The sequence below is a fragment of the Bauldia sp. genome (assembly GCF_965232525.1).
Lineage (GTDB): Bacteria > Pseudomonadota > Alphaproteobacteria > Rhizobiales > Kaistiaceae > Bauldia.
In genome coordinates this window covers 3,547,956-3,562,938 of the sequence record NZ_OZ246980.1, presented here as the reverse complement: position 1 = coordinate 3,562,938, position 14,983 = coordinate 3,547,956, and the positions used below count along the sequence as shown (strand labels likewise).

General features: G+C 61.7%; 14 protein-coding genes and 4 tRNA genes. 9 read left to right on the top strand and 9 right to left on the bottom strand.

Annotation, left to right across the window (positions count from 1 at the left end; genetic code table 11):
• Nucleotides 1-232 precede the first annotated feature (232 nt).
• The 7 genes from ACO076_RS16920 to rlmB form a co-directional block, all read right to left on the bottom strand.
• Nucleotides 233-308: transfer RNA gene (locus ACO076_RS16920), tRNA-Thr, on the bottom strand.
• Between the two features lie 159 nt (nucleotides 309-467).
• The gene (locus ACO076_RS16915; RefSeq protein ID WP_421723994.1) at nucleotides 468-2,249 is read right to left on the bottom strand and encodes a flotillin family protein; all 1,782 of its coding nucleotides are present in this window, start codon (nucleotides 2,247-2,249) and stop codon (nucleotides 468-470) included.
• A 32-nt stretch (nucleotides 2,250-2,281) separates the two neighbouring features.
• Complete coding sequence (locus ACO076_RS16910) at nucleotides 2,282-3,028, bottom strand: YqiJ family protein (RefSeq protein WP_421723993.1); 747 nt, start codon at nucleotides 3,026-3,028, stop codon at nucleotides 2,282-2,284.
• A complete protein-coding gene (locus tag ACO076_RS16905; RefSeq protein ID WP_421723992.1) occupies nucleotides 3,028-3,708 on the bottom strand; it encodes a PspA/IM30 family protein in 681 nt (226 codons plus the stop codon). Before ACO076_RS16905 ends, ACO076_RS16910 begins: the two co-directional genes overlap by 1 nt.
• Complete coding sequence (locus ACO076_RS16900) at nucleotides 3,705-4,205, bottom strand: hypothetical protein (protein WP_421723991.1); 501 nt, start codon at nucleotides 4,203-4,205, stop codon at nucleotides 3,705-3,707. The genes ACO076_RS16905 and ACO076_RS16900 overlap by 4 nt, the downstream gene beginning before the upstream one ends.
• 247 nt (nucleotides 4,206-4,452) lie before the next feature.
• Nucleotides 4,453-5,727 carry a nucleotide sugar dehydrogenase gene (locus ACO076_RS16895; RefSeq protein WP_421723990.1) on the bottom strand — a complete coding sequence of 425 codons (1,275 nt, stop codon included), beginning with the start codon at nucleotides 5,725-5,727 and terminating at the stop codon, nucleotides 4,453-4,455.
• A 118-nt stretch (nucleotides 5,728-5,845) separates the two neighbouring features.
• Nucleotides 5,846-6,655, bottom strand: a complete 810-nt coding sequence (gene rlmB / locus ACO076_RS16890; protein ID WP_421723989.1) for a 23S rRNA (guanosine(2251)-2'-O)-methyltransferase RlmB — start codon at nucleotides 6,653-6,655, stop codon at nucleotides 5,846-5,848.
• A 158-nt stretch (nucleotides 6,656-6,813) separates the two neighbouring features.
• Between rlmB and ACO076_RS16885 the strand changes: the two genes are divergently transcribed.
• From ACO076_RS16885 to ACO076_RS16870, 4 genes are all read left to right on the top strand, one after another.
• Nucleotides 6,814-6,899 (top strand) — tRNA-Tyr (locus ACO076_RS16885).
• Nucleotides 6,900-6,924: 25 nt separating this feature from the next.
• Nucleotides 6,925-6,998: transfer RNA gene (locus ACO076_RS16880), tRNA-Gly, on the top strand.
• Nucleotides 6,999-7,108: 110 nt separating this feature from the next.
• Nucleotides 7,109-7,184: transfer RNA gene (locus ACO076_RS16875), tRNA-Trp, on the top strand.
• A 99-nt stretch (nucleotides 7,185-7,283) separates the two neighbouring features.
• Complete coding sequence (locus ACO076_RS16870) at nucleotides 7,284-8,072, top strand: DUF2189 domain-containing protein (RefSeq protein ID WP_421723988.1); 789 nt, start codon at nucleotides 7,284-7,286, stop codon at nucleotides 8,070-8,072.
• A gap of 31 nt (nucleotides 8,073-8,103) precedes the next feature.
• Here ACO076_RS16870 and ACO076_RS16865 read toward each other — a convergent pair whose 3' ends face one another.
• The gene (locus ACO076_RS16865; protein WP_421723987.1) at nucleotides 8,104-9,177 is read right to left on the bottom strand and encodes a phosphotransferase; all 1,074 of its coding nucleotides are present in this window, start codon (nucleotides 9,175-9,177) and stop codon (nucleotides 8,104-8,106) included.
• Between the two features lie 229 nt (nucleotides 9,178-9,406).
• On the opposite strand from ACO076_RS16865, the gene secE reads away from it, so the two are divergent.
• From secE to rplA, 4 genes are all read left to right on the top strand, one after another.
• Nucleotides 9,407-9,607, top strand: coding sequence for a preprotein translocase subunit SecE (gene secE, locus ACO076_RS16860; protein ID WP_421723986.1), 201 nt, complete (start codon nucleotides 9,407-9,409; stop codon nucleotides 9,605-9,607).
• Between the two features lie 37 nt (nucleotides 9,608-9,644).
• The gene (gene nusG, locus ACO076_RS16855; RefSeq protein ID WP_421726759.1) at nucleotides 9,645-10,175 is read left to right on the top strand and encodes a transcription termination/antitermination protein NusG; all 531 of its coding nucleotides are present in this window, start codon (nucleotides 9,645-9,647) and stop codon (nucleotides 10,173-10,175) included.
• A gap of 144 nt (nucleotides 10,176-10,319) precedes the next feature.
• Entirely contained in the window at nucleotides 10,320-10,748 is a 429-nt protein-coding gene (rplK, locus tag ACO076_RS16850) for a 50S ribosomal protein L11 (RefSeq protein ID WP_421723985.1), read from the top strand.
• A gap of 4 nt (nucleotides 10,749-10,752) precedes the next feature.
• On the top strand, nucleotides 10,753-11,445 hold the full coding sequence (gene rplA, locus ACO076_RS16845; RefSeq protein ID WP_421723984.1) for a 50S ribosomal protein L1: 693 nt from the start codon (nucleotides 10,753-10,755) through the stop codon (nucleotides 11,443-11,445).
• A gap of 117 nt (nucleotides 11,446-11,562) precedes the next feature.
• Here rplA and ACO076_RS16840 read toward each other — a convergent pair whose 3' ends face one another.
• Nucleotides 11,563-13,851 (bottom strand): hypothetical protein, encoded by a 2,289-nt coding sequence (locus ACO076_RS16840; protein ID WP_421723983.1) that lies wholly within the window; start codon nucleotides 13,849-13,851, stop codon nucleotides 11,563-11,565.
• A 155-nt stretch (nucleotides 13,852-14,006) separates the two neighbouring features.
• Between ACO076_RS16840 and ACO076_RS16835 the strand changes: the two genes are divergently transcribed.
• On the top strand, nucleotides 14,007-14,738 hold the full coding sequence (locus ACO076_RS16835; RefSeq protein ID WP_421723982.1) for a helix-turn-helix transcriptional regulator: 732 nt from the start codon (nucleotides 14,007-14,009) through the stop codon (nucleotides 14,736-14,738).
• Nucleotides 14,739-14,983: the final 245 nt, after the last annotated feature.

The window sequence follows — 14,983 nt, the reverse complement described above, 5'->3', positions numbered from 1 at the left end:
GGCTGATCACACAATGACTAGATCTGACTACGAGCTTCACCTCAGTTGTCTGAGACTGTGCGGCTCCCCACTGGGGTTGGGAAACTTACGTGAGTTCATAATAGCGTCCGCTGGAAGCGATAGGTCAGCGGCGTAGGCTGCCACGTTCCCGCAGAGGCTGCCTGTCTCCCCCAAAAAGCGACTAGAAAGAGACTAAGTGTTATAGCGACGGGGGCTAAGTCTCTGATATTAATGGTGCCGGCAACAGGATTCGAACCCGTGACCCCCTGATTACAAATCAGGTGCTCTACCAACTGAGCTATGCCGGCCCGGGCAAAGCCGTAGCAGTGCCGGGCGGTCGCCGCAACAGCAACTGCGCGTGCATCTCGGCGACGGCCGTCGATGCGTTCGCTCAACCGTCCTGCCATGGCGGCGGACGGGAAAGGACGCACCCGAAAGAGGCAGGCGCGTCCCGGTAGGTGGGCGGTTCAGGTGTTGCCGGAGCGGCTTGCGGGATCAACCCGCGACGGCGCTTTCGAATGCTCGCCGCCATCGCCGATCAGGGTCTCGGCAATGCCGCTGACATCACCACCCTGGAGGCCGATCTCTTTGAGCATCGCGTCCAGCAGCGGCGCCTGCGCGCGGTAGCGCAAAGCCGAGTTGACGATCTGATCCGACAAGCCGGCGCTGCCATCGCCGGCCGCGCCGTTGGTGCCGCCACCGCCGACGCCAAGACCATCGACATGGAGGATCTTGATGCCGTCGATGTTCTCGATGGGCTTGACGCTCGATTCGATGATTTCCGGCATCGCCTCAATCAACCTCATACGGATCTGCATCGCGATCTGCTCAGCCGATAGCGTATTCGCCGCTTCGTTGACGGCGCGCTTACCCTCCGCCTCGACGGCGTAGAGCGCTTTCTGCGCGTCAGCCCGGAGCTTCTCAGCCTGGGCTTCGCCCTCGGCCTCGATCCGTGCCTTGCTCGCGGTACCCTCCGCCTGGAGGCGGACAGCCTCGGCCGTGTCGACTGACGCCTGCTTCTCCGCCTCGGCCGCGACCGTGACCCGGATCGCCTGCATGTCGGCCGCCTTGCGGGCCTCGATCAGCTCGATCTCCTTCTCACGGTTCGCCCGCTCGGTCTCGCGTGCGGTCGACACCTGCTCTTCCGCCTTGGCGGCGATGGCGCGCGCCTCGTCGGCCTCGGCCTCGGCCTGCGACTGCTCGCGCGACTTCGTCGCGACCGCAATATCGCGATCTTGCCGGGCGAGCTCGATCTGCTTGGATTTTTCGACCGCCGCTGCTTCGACTGCCTGCTCCTTGCTGATCTCGCGCTCGCGAACCTGCTGGTCCATGACGATTTGCCGCTCGGCAACCGATTGATCCGACTCGATGCCGGTTTCCTTTACCTGTTGCTGGGCGATGATTTTGGCTTCTTCGGCCTCGCGCTGGCGAGAGGCTTCTTCGGTGGAGACCTGGGCGAGCTGCTCCGCCTTGCGAATGGCGATTTCTCGCTCCTGCTCCAGCCGGGCGTACTCCTCGTCGCGGCCGATCTCAAGCTTCTCCTGCTCGGCTTCCAAATTCTTGCGCTGGATGAGGACTTCCGTTTCCTGCTCGATGTCGTTGCGCTTCTTGCGCCGCTCTTCGATCTCCTGGGTGAGTTTGGTCAGGCCCTCGGCGTCAAAGGCGTTGTTCGGGTTGAAGAAATCCTTGTTGGTCTGGTCGAGTCCGGTGAGCGACACCGACTCCAGCTCCAGACCGTTCTTCAGGATGTCCTCCGAAACGGCTGCCTGGACCTTCTGGACAAAGTCGACCCGTTGCTCGTGCAGCTCCTCCATCGCCATCTCGGCGGCAACAGCACGGAGCGCGTCGACGAACTTGCCTTCGACCAGCTCCTTCAGCGCATCGGGCGCCATGGTGCGACGACCGAGGGTTTGCGCCGCGTTGGCGATCGCCTCGATGGTGGGCTGAACCCTGACATAGAATTCGGCCTGAACATCGACACGCATCCGGTCGCGAGTGATCAACGCCTGGTCGTTGGCCCGCTTCACCTCGAGGCGCAGCGTGTTCATATTGACCGGAATGATTTCGTGCAGCACCGGCAGTTGGACGGCGCCGCCGTTCATGATGACTTTCTGGCCACCAAAACCGGTGCGGACGAAGGAGATCTCCTTGGATGACCGTCGGTATAGGCGCGCGAAGATGATGCCGATCGCCAGAATGGCGATCAGAATGATCAATGCATAAGCGACAAGCGTGACAAGATTGTCCATATCTCAGCTCCCTAATTCATTCGGTGTAAACATCAGTCCTCATTGTGACGCTCGGATTTCGACAAAGCGGCGTGCGCGTTACCGATCACGCGGAAGCGTGCTCCGGCGCGGCGAACGACGAGGACCTCGGTGCCGGTCTCGAACGTTTCATCGTCCAGGTCCGGCTCAACCTGGAGATAGTGGGTCTGGCCGTGGCGATCGGTGAGCTTTGCCTCGGCCGGAAGACTCCGTTTCGCCGTTCCGCTGGTGATGACGGCGATCTTCCCAACGAATTCGTCCCGTGACACGGCCTCGGTCTCCTCCTTCGGCATGATCCTCGCCATGCCAAGCCCTAGGTAACGGGTAGCCGGAAGGGATATGGCGAGTGCCGGGACAACCGCGATGATGGCGGGCAGATAGGCGCCGGCCATCGAGCGCACGATGCTCTGCAGCAGCAATCCGGCGAGGCCGAACGCAGTCAGGAAGCAGATCAGCAGGATCAACGCCGGCACCTTGCCCACGGCCAGCCAGCCGAGGAACTGTGTGAAGACACCGGTGTTCGCATCGATCGCGGCATCGATGTCCGGCCCGGGCAGATCGGCATCAAGGTCGACATCGAGATCCAGATCGACGTCGAGATCGAGATCCGGTGCGTCGAAGTCCGGCAGGACATTGTCGACAAAACCCGAGAGCGCTACGCCGAACAAGAGCCCGACGCCCTCAAGCAGTGCGATGAAGACCATTACCCCGATGGCAACGGCAAAGGGAGCAGTCTCCGGTGCGAAGAGATGCTCGATCATCAAGCGTCGCGGGTGTCGCCCGCCTTCAGCGCTGCCAGTCGCTCGCGAATCCGGTTTTTGCGCGCCAGGGTTTCCAACTCGGCGATCTTGGCGTCGTCGCGCCGGTCCGACGCCGCCATGCCAGGCAGGCCGGAGCTGGAACTCATGACACGGTTGAAGGCATCCTCCGCCTTGCTTGCCTTTCGCTCGGCTGAAGCCTGGGCGCCGGGCGCGACCCCGCTGTCGCCGCCGCCCGTGTTTCGGCTAGCACGAAAAGACTGCAGCTCTTCTTCCATCTCCCGCTTGCGGGCCTGCAGCGCGGAAATGTAGCCCTCCAGCTCAGCTTCCTCGACGGACGCGTCTTTGATGGCGCTTTCGAGCACCGGAATCTGCGCTTCCAGATCGAGCTGCCGGGCAATCGCGGCCTCGGCGAGGTCATCGCGGCCTTCGGTCATGGCCACCTGAATCTTAGCACCGAGCTCCTCATGGCGGACGCTCGCATCCATCAGCCTTTTGTTGGCCAGATGTTTGTTCGCAACGATGATGCCGAGTTCGTCACGAACCTGATCAGTCGCCGCGTCGATTTCTCGAACTGCTTCCTTCATCACGGTTTCAGGAGACGCGTTCTCGACGGCGTCGACCAGGCTGTTGACCCCGCCTGAGACAAGCCTCTTCACCCGGGATACCAGTGCCTCGCTCATGACTCGGCTCCTTTCGTCTGCTGCTTCGATAATTTGATGAGTTCCAACACTTCCAATATCGGGTCCAGTCTCCGCTTCACGAGTTCTGGATCATAGCTTCGACTACGGGTTGTCAAGCCAAGTTCGAGAACTTCCTCAACCATGGCGAAGACCTGGTCCGCGACGGCCGCCTCAAACTTTTTCAGTGCCTCCAGGTCCGCTTCCGGTCCAGGCACCGCAGTGACAAGCTCCGCCATGAGCTCCGGAAGGCGCTCATAGACTTTCATCAAAAAGTCGGAGCGCGTGCCGATCTCATGGTTCAACTCACGTAATCGACCCACGCCGGGTCGCAACATATCCGTGACAAGCTCGGCGCAGCCGACGAAATCTCGCGCTCCCTCGTGTTGGCGTCGGGCAGCCGTCAGGATCGCTCGAACCTTCTCGCTCGGCGTGTTGGCGCCCGGCGTTGTATAAGCCGCCAGGAACGCCGCATCGTCGTCGCTGACCCGAACACTCAACGGTATGCTTCTTGGCATGCCTTGGAACCCTTGTTCACGACAAATGTATACATATGAAATCGAATGTCAAGATTTGTGTGAAGCCGGAAAGCGACGCGCGATGCCCTGGCGAGCCGAGTTCGGATTCGGAGTGCAACCGGGAGGGGACGGGGCGCAGCTGAAAAGCGCCGCTCTGGTCGATGTTGGGTCGCTCTGATCGATGCTCGGGAGCGAATCGACGGCCGTTGTTCACTGGGAACGGATCAAGTCAGGTTCGGTCGTCGGCCGAGGTGTTGGGCATAATGCGCCAGTAGTCGACGAGCGTCTGGTCGGGGCGGAGCAGGCCGGCGACAGGGGCGAATCGTTTGTCGGGATGCGCAACGATTACTGCCTCGGCCGCCGCGACCGCGCTCTCAAACGTTTCGTGCCAGACTGCGCCATCGATAGATGTCTGCCGCCTAGTCTCCGGCAGGAAGTCAAACAGATGAACGGGCAAGCCGCGGGCGAGGAGTACGCGGGCGATCTCGACGGTGGGTGAGGTCTCGGCCGTGGGCGTGTCGGGCTTGAATGCCACTCCGAGCAGTGCCACCGATCGGGCGCCTGCGTCGATGACGGTTTCGGCGATTGTCTTCTTCTGTCGCTCGTTCGCGACCTCGGTCGCTGAGATCTGGTCCGCCGGCAGCTCGACCGCGCCGGTCATTGCGATGAACGCCCCGTTGTCGCGTCCGAAACATGGCCCGCCGTAGGGCATGCCGGCGGTCAGGTAGCGCGGTCCGATCCGCCGATCGTGACCAAGGACGCGGGTGATTGCATCGACATCCGCATCGCCGCGCTTGCGGCAATACTCACCAAGGAAATTGGCGAAGCCGATCTTCATGCAGATGAAGTTGTTGAGGGCGACCTTGGCGATTTCCGCATCGGTCAATCCGACGCTTTCGACCGGAACAGGTACCGTGTGAATCCGTCGGTAGAGATCGGCAACCCGCTCACCGATCAAGGGGCTTGAACGGCCGACCAGTAGGACATCAGGCTTGCGGTAGCCGGCGATCAGGTTTCCGAGAGCCGCGAATTCCGGGACGTAAGCTAACCCGAACGGTTTGCCGTTCAGAATGCGTCGTATAGCTGGCTCAATGATCGAGGTCATCGTTCCCGGCATGATCGTGCTGCTGAGAATGAAGACGTGATCGCCGGTACCCCGATCAGCAACTGAGCGGGCAACCGCTTCGACGGCCTGCAGAACGATGGTCGATGAGTAGCCGCGATCCTCGCTTCCGACGGGCGTCGGGAGAAAGAAGATCGTCGCGTCTGTATCGCCCGCTCGCCCGACATCGACGGTGAAATTCAGATGCGGCCGTGCGGCCGCCAGCAGAGCTTCCAGTCCCGGTTCGGCGATCGGCGTCTCACCGGACGTCAGGGCGGCGATCTTGTCGGCATCCGCGTCGATACCGACTGTCGGTACACCCGAAGCAGCGAAGCATGCCGCCATCGGAAGCCCCAGTCGGCCAAGGCCGACGAGCGAGATACTGTCGATCGGGCGGGTCATGGGGTTCATTCGGACTTTTGCGCCACTGAGGGGTGATGTGGCTATCATAAAGAAACGGCCCGGGAAACGACGGCGGCGCAGCCACGGCCCGGCTAATGCCGCTCGATCGCAGCCGGCCCTAAGACGACGCGTTCCCGTCGAGATGGCGCCGGGCCTCGTAAAGAGCGAGCGCCGCGGCGTTGGATACGTTGAGGCTTGCGAGCGGGCCTTGGGTCGGGAGCTGCGCCAACCGGTCACATCGCTCTCGGGTGAGGCGGCGCAGCCCCTGTCCCTCGGCGCCGAGGACCAGTGCGATGCGAGCGCCATCCATCGCAGTGTCGATCTTAGCCTCGGCTCGTTCGTCGAGACCGACCCGCGCAAAACCATACGTCCCGAGTTGATCGAGGGCGCGCGCGAGGTTGGGTACGGCCGCCGTCGGTATCAGGTCGAGCGCGCCCGAGGCTGCCTTGGCAAGGACGCCGGTTTCATGGGGCGCATGGCGGGTTGTCGTAACGACTCCGTCTGCACCGAACGCTGCGGCGGACCGAAGGATAGCGCCAACGTTGTGCGGATCGCTGACCTGGTCGAGGCAGATGAGAAGCTGCGCGTCAGCAAAGTCCTCGATGGCTCTGTCCGGCAGCGGGGCCACCTCAAGAACGAGCCCTTGGTGAACGGCTTCCGATCCCACCAGTTTGCTCAGGCCGTCAGGGCGGGCATGTTCAATGGTTGGTGGGAGTTGGGCGCCGGCATCCTTGAGGCGGCGCAGTCCGTTCTCCGTGGCGATAAGCTTGGTGATCCGCCGGGCGGGATTGGCCAGCGCCGCCACGACCGGGTGGAAGCCGTAGATCAGGTAGTCCTCGGTCTGGCGACCGTGCCGCTTGGCGGGGTGACGCGTATTTGCATGGCGCGCGGCTCGGCGGGACTGGTGATGCGCGTTTCTGGCTGGCATCGCGGCAGCCTACATGACACCGTCCGCGCCTGTCTCGCCTGCCGGGCGCAACGCTGGGGCATCCAGCGGTGTCGGTCGTTGACACTCCTTCCTGTCATCGCCATAAATCGCGCCGCGGTCGCCCATCCGGCGGGCGGCGGCCAATGCCCGATTAGCATGGGGGAGTGTCCCGAGCGGCAAAGGGGGCGGACTGTAAATCCGCTGGCGTACGCCTTCGTAGGTTCGAGTCCTACCTCCCCCACCATGCGTTTGTCGCGGCCCGGCAGGGCGCGGGTGTAGCTCAATGGTAGAGCAGCAGCCTTCCAAGCTGACGACGAGGGTTCGATTCCCTTCACCCGCTCCAACCGCCGATGCATTTAGCGATCGTGAGCGAGTCGAACGTGCTGGCCGGCGTGTTTCATCGTCCCTTGAGTTCGGCCGATGTTTATGGAATGTGATCCGGACACTGGTCGGAGGGGTATAGCTCAGTTGGTAGAGCGACGGTCTCCAAAACCGTAGGTCGGGGGTTCAAGTCCCTCTGCCCCTGCCAGTTCCGTCGACGTCCCGTGTCTTTGCGGCGGATCAAGGAAACGCATTTCCGTCCGGACGATCCTGAAGGTTACGACTCAGTCGTTCCGGGGAGGGATCGATGAGCGAAACGACGACCTATCAGCCGCCGAAAATCCCAAAAACAAGGGTGGTCACGGCGGCCGACATCCGAGGCGCCCTTCGCGACGGTTGGTCGGACTTCACCCACGCGCCGCTGTACGGGCTTTTCTTCGGCGCGATCTATACCGTCGGCGGGCTCCTGATCCTGGCCTTCCTCGCCGTGTTCGACATGCCGTGGATGATTATTCCGATCGCCGTCGGCTTTCCGCTGATCGGACCGTTCGTGGCGGTCGGGCTCTATGAAGTCAGCCGACGGCGCGCGGCCGGCGAACCGATCACCTGGAAAGCTGTGCTTCTCGTCATCTTCCAGCAGCGCAACCGGCAGCTCGGCTGGATGGCCTTCATCGTCCTGTTCATCTTCTGGGTGTGGATCTATCAGGTGCGTCTGCTGCTGGCGATCTTTCTGGGATTCCAGAGCTTTGCCAGCATCGGCGGTTTCATTGAAGTCATCACGACGACCGTCGACGGGCTCACGTTCCTGGCGGTCGGGACCATAATCGGAGCGTTTCTGGCGTTCGTTCTCTACGCCACGACGGTGATCACGATGCCGCTGCTGCTCGAGCGCGATATTGATCTCGTCTCGGCGATGATCGTCGGCTTCAGGGCGATCAGCCAGAGCCCCGCGGTGATGATCGGCTGGGCCGTCATCATCACCGTTCTGACGATCCTAGCGCTGGTGCCGGCGTTTCTGGGACTACTGGTCGTCCTGCCTGTTCTCGGCCACGCCACATGGCACCTTTACGCCCGGATTGTTGAGCCGAACACCTAGTCGATCCTGATTTCGTCGGACTACTGGCCAGTCAGGCCAGCGCCTGCTCGGCTTCGACTTCAAGTGCCGCCGCAAAGAAACGTTGCGCCATGGCATCGAGCAGCCGCCCGGCGCGACCCGACGGATTATCGCCGTTGAGGTTGTGCATCTTGACCGGAATAACCAGGCAATGAAGCGCGGCCAGGCGGAAATCGTGGCGCGCATCCTCAAAGTTGTAAGCCGACACCCCGGCATCGGATAGGGCACCATGCCATGTCTCAACAACTTCGAGCTGATGACCGCTGCGCTCCGCCGGCGGTTCGCTACCGCCCATCAGCCTGGCAATGTCGAGAGTCGCCAAGTTCCGCCCGGTCAACTGCCAGTCGATGATCACGACATCGGTTGGTTCGTCGGGCCGCACCATCAAGTTGTCAGCGCGCAGATCGCCGTGCACTAGTGCCAGGGGACGCTCGGCGATACGCGCTTCGAGGCGATCGATGTTACCGGCGATCGTTTCGCCGATCCGCATCGCATCCGGCCCGAGGCGCAGGCTGAACTCCTCGGCGAAGCGCGGCCACTGATCGACGTAGGTATGGACGTGGAAGTAGTCGTGTTTCGGTGCCCATTCGAGCGCGTGCACCGCGTCGTTATCCCAGAAAGCCGCATGCAGATTGGCGATCTGGCGGGCGGTCGCCAATACCTGTTCATGCGGCATACCCCGTACCTGGTCGCCGCCTTTGTGGTGGGACAGATTCTCAATGACGAGAATATGACCGCGCTCCGAGGCTTCGGCGAAGAAGACCTTCGGCAGGCGGATAGGGAGGTCTGGCGCAATATCGCGATAAAAGCTCACTTCGCGCTCGAAGGCGCTGAGTTCGGCTTCGGCCGCTACGTTCCAACCATCCTTCGGCTGCATCTTGACGACAATCGACGACGGTCGGTTATCGCGTTCGGGGTTCTCGAACGTGAGGTGAACGACAAATGTCTGGCTGAGGAAACCTCGGCCTTCGCCGATTTGGGTCGATTTGACGGCTACGATCCGGTTGTCGGTGTGGTGGGGAAACACAATCGTGTTGAGCCACTCCGGCGTGATCGCCTCTATCGTGGACGGGATATCACTACTCATGACAGCCTCGCGATCGACTTACGGTCAGGGTCGAATAGAACGGAACCATATAGAGCGGAACCAAAAAATCGGCGATGAACGGCGTCTCAGTTTACGGACATTTTGGTTGTTCCGCATCGGTCCGGCTGAAAAACACAGGCTTGAGTATCCATCGCAGAGGGCTTATGTAGCCGAAAAGCGCGGCGGGCGGGCTTGGCGGTTCGTGCGCCGCTTAGCTATGTGAGATTTCATGGCCGAGAGAACCAACCCCTTCACCTTCCTCCAGCAGGTGCGCACCGAGGCATCGAAGATCGTGTGGCCGAGCCGGCGTGAGACGGCAGTGTCCACGGTGATGGTGCTGATCATGGCGGTTCTGGCGGCGATCTTCTTCCTGATCGCCGATCAGATCCTGAACCTGGGGGTCGGCTTCCTTCTCGGCGTCGGTAGTTAGGCGACACCCAATGTCTGCAGTCCAAAGCGCGGGGACGATGGAAAAGAAGTGGTACATCGTCCACGCTTACTCGAATTTTGAACGCAAGGTCGCCGAGTCGATTCGCGAAAAGGCGACCGCGACCGGGCTTGACGAGCTCTTCGAGGAAATCCTGGTCCCGACTGAGAAAGTGGTCGAGGTGCGCCGGGGCCGGAAGGTCGACGCCGAACGCAAGTTCTTTCCCGGCTATGTGCTGGTGAAGATGGCGATGACCGATGATGCCTATCACCTCATCAAGAACACACCGAAGGTGACTGGCTTTCTCGGGGCCGACAAGAAGCCGATCCCGATCTCGGAAGCCGAAGCCCACCGGATCCTGCAGCAGGTGCAGGAGGGCGTTGAGCGGCCGAAGCCGTCGGTGAGCTTCGAGGTTGGCGAGCAGGTGCGGGTCTCCGATGGGCCGTTCGCCTCGTTCAATGGTCAGATCGAAGAAGTTGACGAAGTGCGCGCCCGGCTGAAGGTGGCGGTGTCGATCTTCGGTCGCGCAACCCCGGTCGAGCTCGAATACGGACAGGTCGAGAAGACCTGACACCGCGCATGGCTGACTGCCTGTGCGATATGACCGGCTGATAATCCGGTCCTTCACCGGCGTGGGAGGCAAAGGCGCGCGCCAGGCGCCGGCACCGAACCACGCCATTCCTGCCGGCAGGCCCGGCGTGCAAGGGAATGAACAATGGCAAAGAAAGTTGCGGGTTTTCTGAAACTGCAGGTACCGGCCGGTGCCGCCAATCCGTCACCGCCGATCGGGCCAGCGCTCGGTCAACGCGGTATCAACATCATGGAGTTCTGTAAGGCGTTCAACGCCCAGAGCCAGGAGATGGAGAAGGGCGCACCGGTTCCTGTCGTCATTACTTATTACCAGGACAAGTCCTTCACCTTCCAGATGAAGACACCGCCGGTGAGCTTCTTCCTGAAGAAGGCCGCAAATCTGAAGAAAGGTGCCGCGACCGCCGGTCGGGGCACGGTCGGCAGCGTGACCCGGGCTCAGGTCCGGGAGATCGCGGAGAAGAAGATGACCGACCTCAACGCCTTCGATGTCGATGGCGCGATGAAGATGGTAGAAGGCTCGGCCCGGTCGATGGGCCTCCAGGTGGTGGACTGAGATCATGGCCAAGGGAAAACGGATTAAGAACGCCCGTGAGGGTATCGAGCCGACCAAGCTCTATGCGATCGACGAAGCGGTGAAGCTGGTCAAGTCGAAGGCGAGCGCCAAGTTCGACGAGACGGTCGAAATGGCGATGAACCTTGGGGTCGACCCGCGGCACGCGGACCAAATGGTTCGCGGTGTTTGCCAGTTGCCGAACGGGTCCGGGCGATCGGTCCGGGTGGGCGTATTCGCCAAGGATGCCAAGGCAGAGGAGGCGAAGGCCGCCGGTGCCGACGTGGTCGGGGCCGAGGATCTCGTCGCCGAGGTCCAGAAGGGCAATATCGATTTTGACCGATGCATCGCCACACCGGACATGATGCCGTTGGTCGGCCGTCTCGGTAAGATTCTCGGGCCGCGCGGCCTGATGCCAAACCCGAAGGTCGGCACAGTGACCCAGGACGTCACATCCGCCGTGAAAGACGCCAAGGGCGGTGCGGTCGAGTTCCGGGTCGAGAAGGCCGGCATCATCCACGCTGGCGTCGGCAAGGCGAGCTTCGACGAAGCCAAGCTGGTCGAGAACATCAAGGCTCTGGCCGATGCGGTCCAGAAAGCGCGACCGTCGGGGGCCAAAGGCACGTTCGTTCAGCGCGTGGCGATCTCGTCGTCCATGGGGCCTGGTGTCAAGGTCGATCCGGCGACGCTGAGCGGTTGACCGTGCGACTCGGCAGGACATTCCTACCGATCCCTTTGTGATCGTGATCCGCTGGCCGCGGGGCTGTCGCTGCGGCCAGCGTTTGGGCTACGCGGGATCGCTTGGTAACCCCGAGCGTCAGATCACGAAGAAGTTGGCTTCGGTGATCTTCAGGCCGTCGTCGAGTTCGGCGATCTTCACCTGATCCGTCCCGCCCTTGCCGTCCTTGTCGTAGAAGAGCTCGCCGGTCTTCTTGTCGTGAATCACCCGGTCCTTCTTGTCGTCGGCCTCGCTGCCTTTCTCGAAGAACTTGGCCTTCAGGGCCCCGTTCGACAGTTTCTTGAAGATGGCGTTGTCGAGGTGGATCGTATCGTCGCCGACGTCGAAGTCCTCAATCGTGTCGCGGTTTGACTTCTTCAGTTTCTGATCCAAAACAAAGATGTCGTTGCCGCTGCCGCCGGACACACTGTCGCGACCCTTGCCGCCGTTGATCGTGTCGTTGCCCTTGCCGCCGTCAATGGTGTCCTTGCCGCTACCGCCATCGATGGTGTCGTTGCCGCTACCGCCATCGATGGTATCGGCGCCGCCATCGCCGGCGAGGGTATCGTTGCCGGCGCCGCCGCCGAGGTTGTCGGCATTGCCGCCGCCGGAGAGATCGTCGTTGCCGGCGCCGCCATCGATGATGTCCGCGTCGTCGCCGCCGTCGATGCTGTCGTTCCCGCCGTCGCCGGAGAGGATATCGATGCCGGCGCCGCCCGCGATGTCGTCGTTGCCGCTGCCGCCATCAATAATGTCGAGACCGCCGCCGCCCTGCAGGTCGTCGTTGCCGCCGCGCCCGGAGATCAGGTCGCGGCCACCATTGCCGAGGATGGTGTCGTCGAGGTCGCCGCCGGCCAGGTTGTCGTTGCCGGAGCCGGAGCGAAACTCGATGCGCTCGACGTTGATGATGATTGTGCCGTCGCCAAGTGTCGTTTCGATGCCAGGATCGATGAGCTCAAAGGCGAAAGAACGCTGTTGATCCGAGCGATCAACGAAGGCGAAATCGGTACCGGCGCCGCCATCGAGACGCTCCGTCTTGCCGCCGTCAGGGCCTTCTCCCAGACGACTGAAGAGTTGGTCGCTGCCGGCTTCACCGTTGAGTTCATCGCTGCCGATACCGCCATCGATCACATCGCCGCCGCCGCCGCCGAAGATCTTGCCGTCCCCGATACCGGCGTCGATGACGTCGTCGAAATCGCCGGAATAGAATACAGTGAGCCCTTCAATGCCGGTAAAGAACACCGTTGCGTCGGCCAGCACACCGGTCCCCGCTGACGAGTCGATCGTGATGGGCTGGCTCAAGTTCCGAAGGTCGACGTTGAGCAAATCGGTGTCGGCGCCTCCGTCGATCTCCGTGTCGTCGATATCGGCGGATAAATAGTCGTCGCCGGCGCCTCCACGGAGGATGTCCGCGCCATCACCGCCGCGGAGAAAATCGTTGCCGGCGCCACCATCGATAGTGTCGTTGCCGCCCCAGGTTTCGATTGCGTCGTTCTTGACGGTCCCGACGATATCGTCTGCGAAGTTGCCGTCGAAGGTGGAAACAACGACCTGCTGTTCGATGCGGTTCCAGTTGGTGAATGTCCAACCCGATAAATCAACGGTCGCCGCGCCCGGCGTTACTTGCGCTATCCAAAGAGTGTTTTCGCCGCCGGTCGCCCCGTCGACGGACATCGTGTCTGATGCCAGTCCGGGGCCGATCTCGCTGATGTCCAGATAGAGAGCGGAGATCCCAAATCCGAAGAACTCCACGGCATCGATGTCGGTTATGCCACTGACAACACCTGTACCTGCAACTACCAGTGTATTGGTCTCGCCGGCCCCTCCAGAGCCGTTGAGGCCGCTGCCAGCGATGGTGTACGTGCCGACCCCCGTTATCCAAAGCTTATCGTCGCCGGTGCCACCCACAAACGTGCCACCCCATCGGCCAAGTATATCGTCGTTGCCACCGCCACCGGAGAGAACTTCCGTCGTCGGTCCGTCGTCATACTGGGTCAAAACATCGGCGCCGGTGCTTCCCGTATACGTATCGTCGCCCGACAGGAGCTGATCGAGTGCGAGCGTCGGGAAACCTGTGCCCTTAAGGGTGCCCCAGAACCCGGCCAGGGACGCGTCACCAAAGGCCCCGGTGATCGTCGCCATCGCGGTCGTGCCGTCGGGAAGATAGAAAGTGACGCCGGTTATTGTTCCGGCTGTTGGCTCGTCGTTGACGCTGTATGAAAAACCCGTGCCGGAGAACTCAACGATGTACCCGCTGACGATTCCGCCGGTGTCGTTGATGATTTGAAACGTCGCTGCGTCAATGGCTTTGAGCTGACCGCCGGAGTCGAGAATGAACTCGAGCGGCGGATTTGGCGCGGTTGCGTCGTGGAAGGTAATGTCAGCCATCGCTGAGCCTCATCGCCAGCTTGCCCTTGGCCGTCGCGATGCGCGGCCGGCGTCGTCGCCGCGGGAAATCTACTGAGGCGATTGACAGGCCAACAACCTATGGATTTCCATAGTCTCCGGCATATCGGATACCAATGCGCGGGGAATTGCCGCCGATGGTGGACGGCCTCACGACGGACCTGCTGACGTCACTCGACACCGCTCGTACGGCGGCTGATGTATGGACAGTCACCGGCCGACATCTCAGCGGGCTGGGTCTGACCCACTCCATATATAGTTTCGTCGATCCCGGGGCGCCCACCGAGGCGAGGTTCTGGACATCGCTTCCCGAGAGCTGGCGTGATCACTATGTCGAGCGCCACTATCATCAGATCGACCCCTTCTTCCGCTACTGTTGCGGGTCATTCGCGCCGGTTCGGACGGGAACGGCATATCTGCCCGATCACACATTTCTCACGCGACAGGAGCGGCGTTTCATCAATGAGGGCGGCGAGGTCGGTTTTCGCGCCGGCTTCTCGGCGCCGGTACGCCTCCGCGGCTCAGGCAGCTTTGGCGGCTGGAACTTCGGGTCGGCCTTCGGCCGGCAAGAATTCGAAATGTTCCTTCGGACCTATGGCGAGCACTTACGTTTTGCGGCGTTCGTCGTTCATGAGCACTTGCAACGTGCGACCGGAAAGGCGCAATCGACGTCCAAGCTAACACCTCGGGAGCGTGAATGCCTCCTTTGGCTTAGCCTCGGCCTGCGGACCACGGCGATCGCCGATCGGATGAACATTGCCGATGTCACGGTCGACCACCATTTTCGTGGAGCACGCCGAAAACTGGGTGCCGCGACTCGCGAGGAAGCGCTGGCGAAGGCGATCCTGACCAAGCAAATCCGTCCGTGACGGTCGGGAACGGGAATGGGCTTGGACGACAGTGAAAAAAGACACTTGGCAACAGGCTAAAGAGTCTCTAAATAGCTGTCATGGGCGCGCCGGCCCTTCGAACGGCGCGCCTTTGTGCGTTCCTCTAAATCACGGTGGTGAGACCCTCTCTTGAACTCCTTTGGGATTAATTCAAGAGAGACAAAGACTTACGCAGCGTTTTGCTGAGTGCGCGCAGCCGGTCCGATTCGGGCCGGCAATCCTGT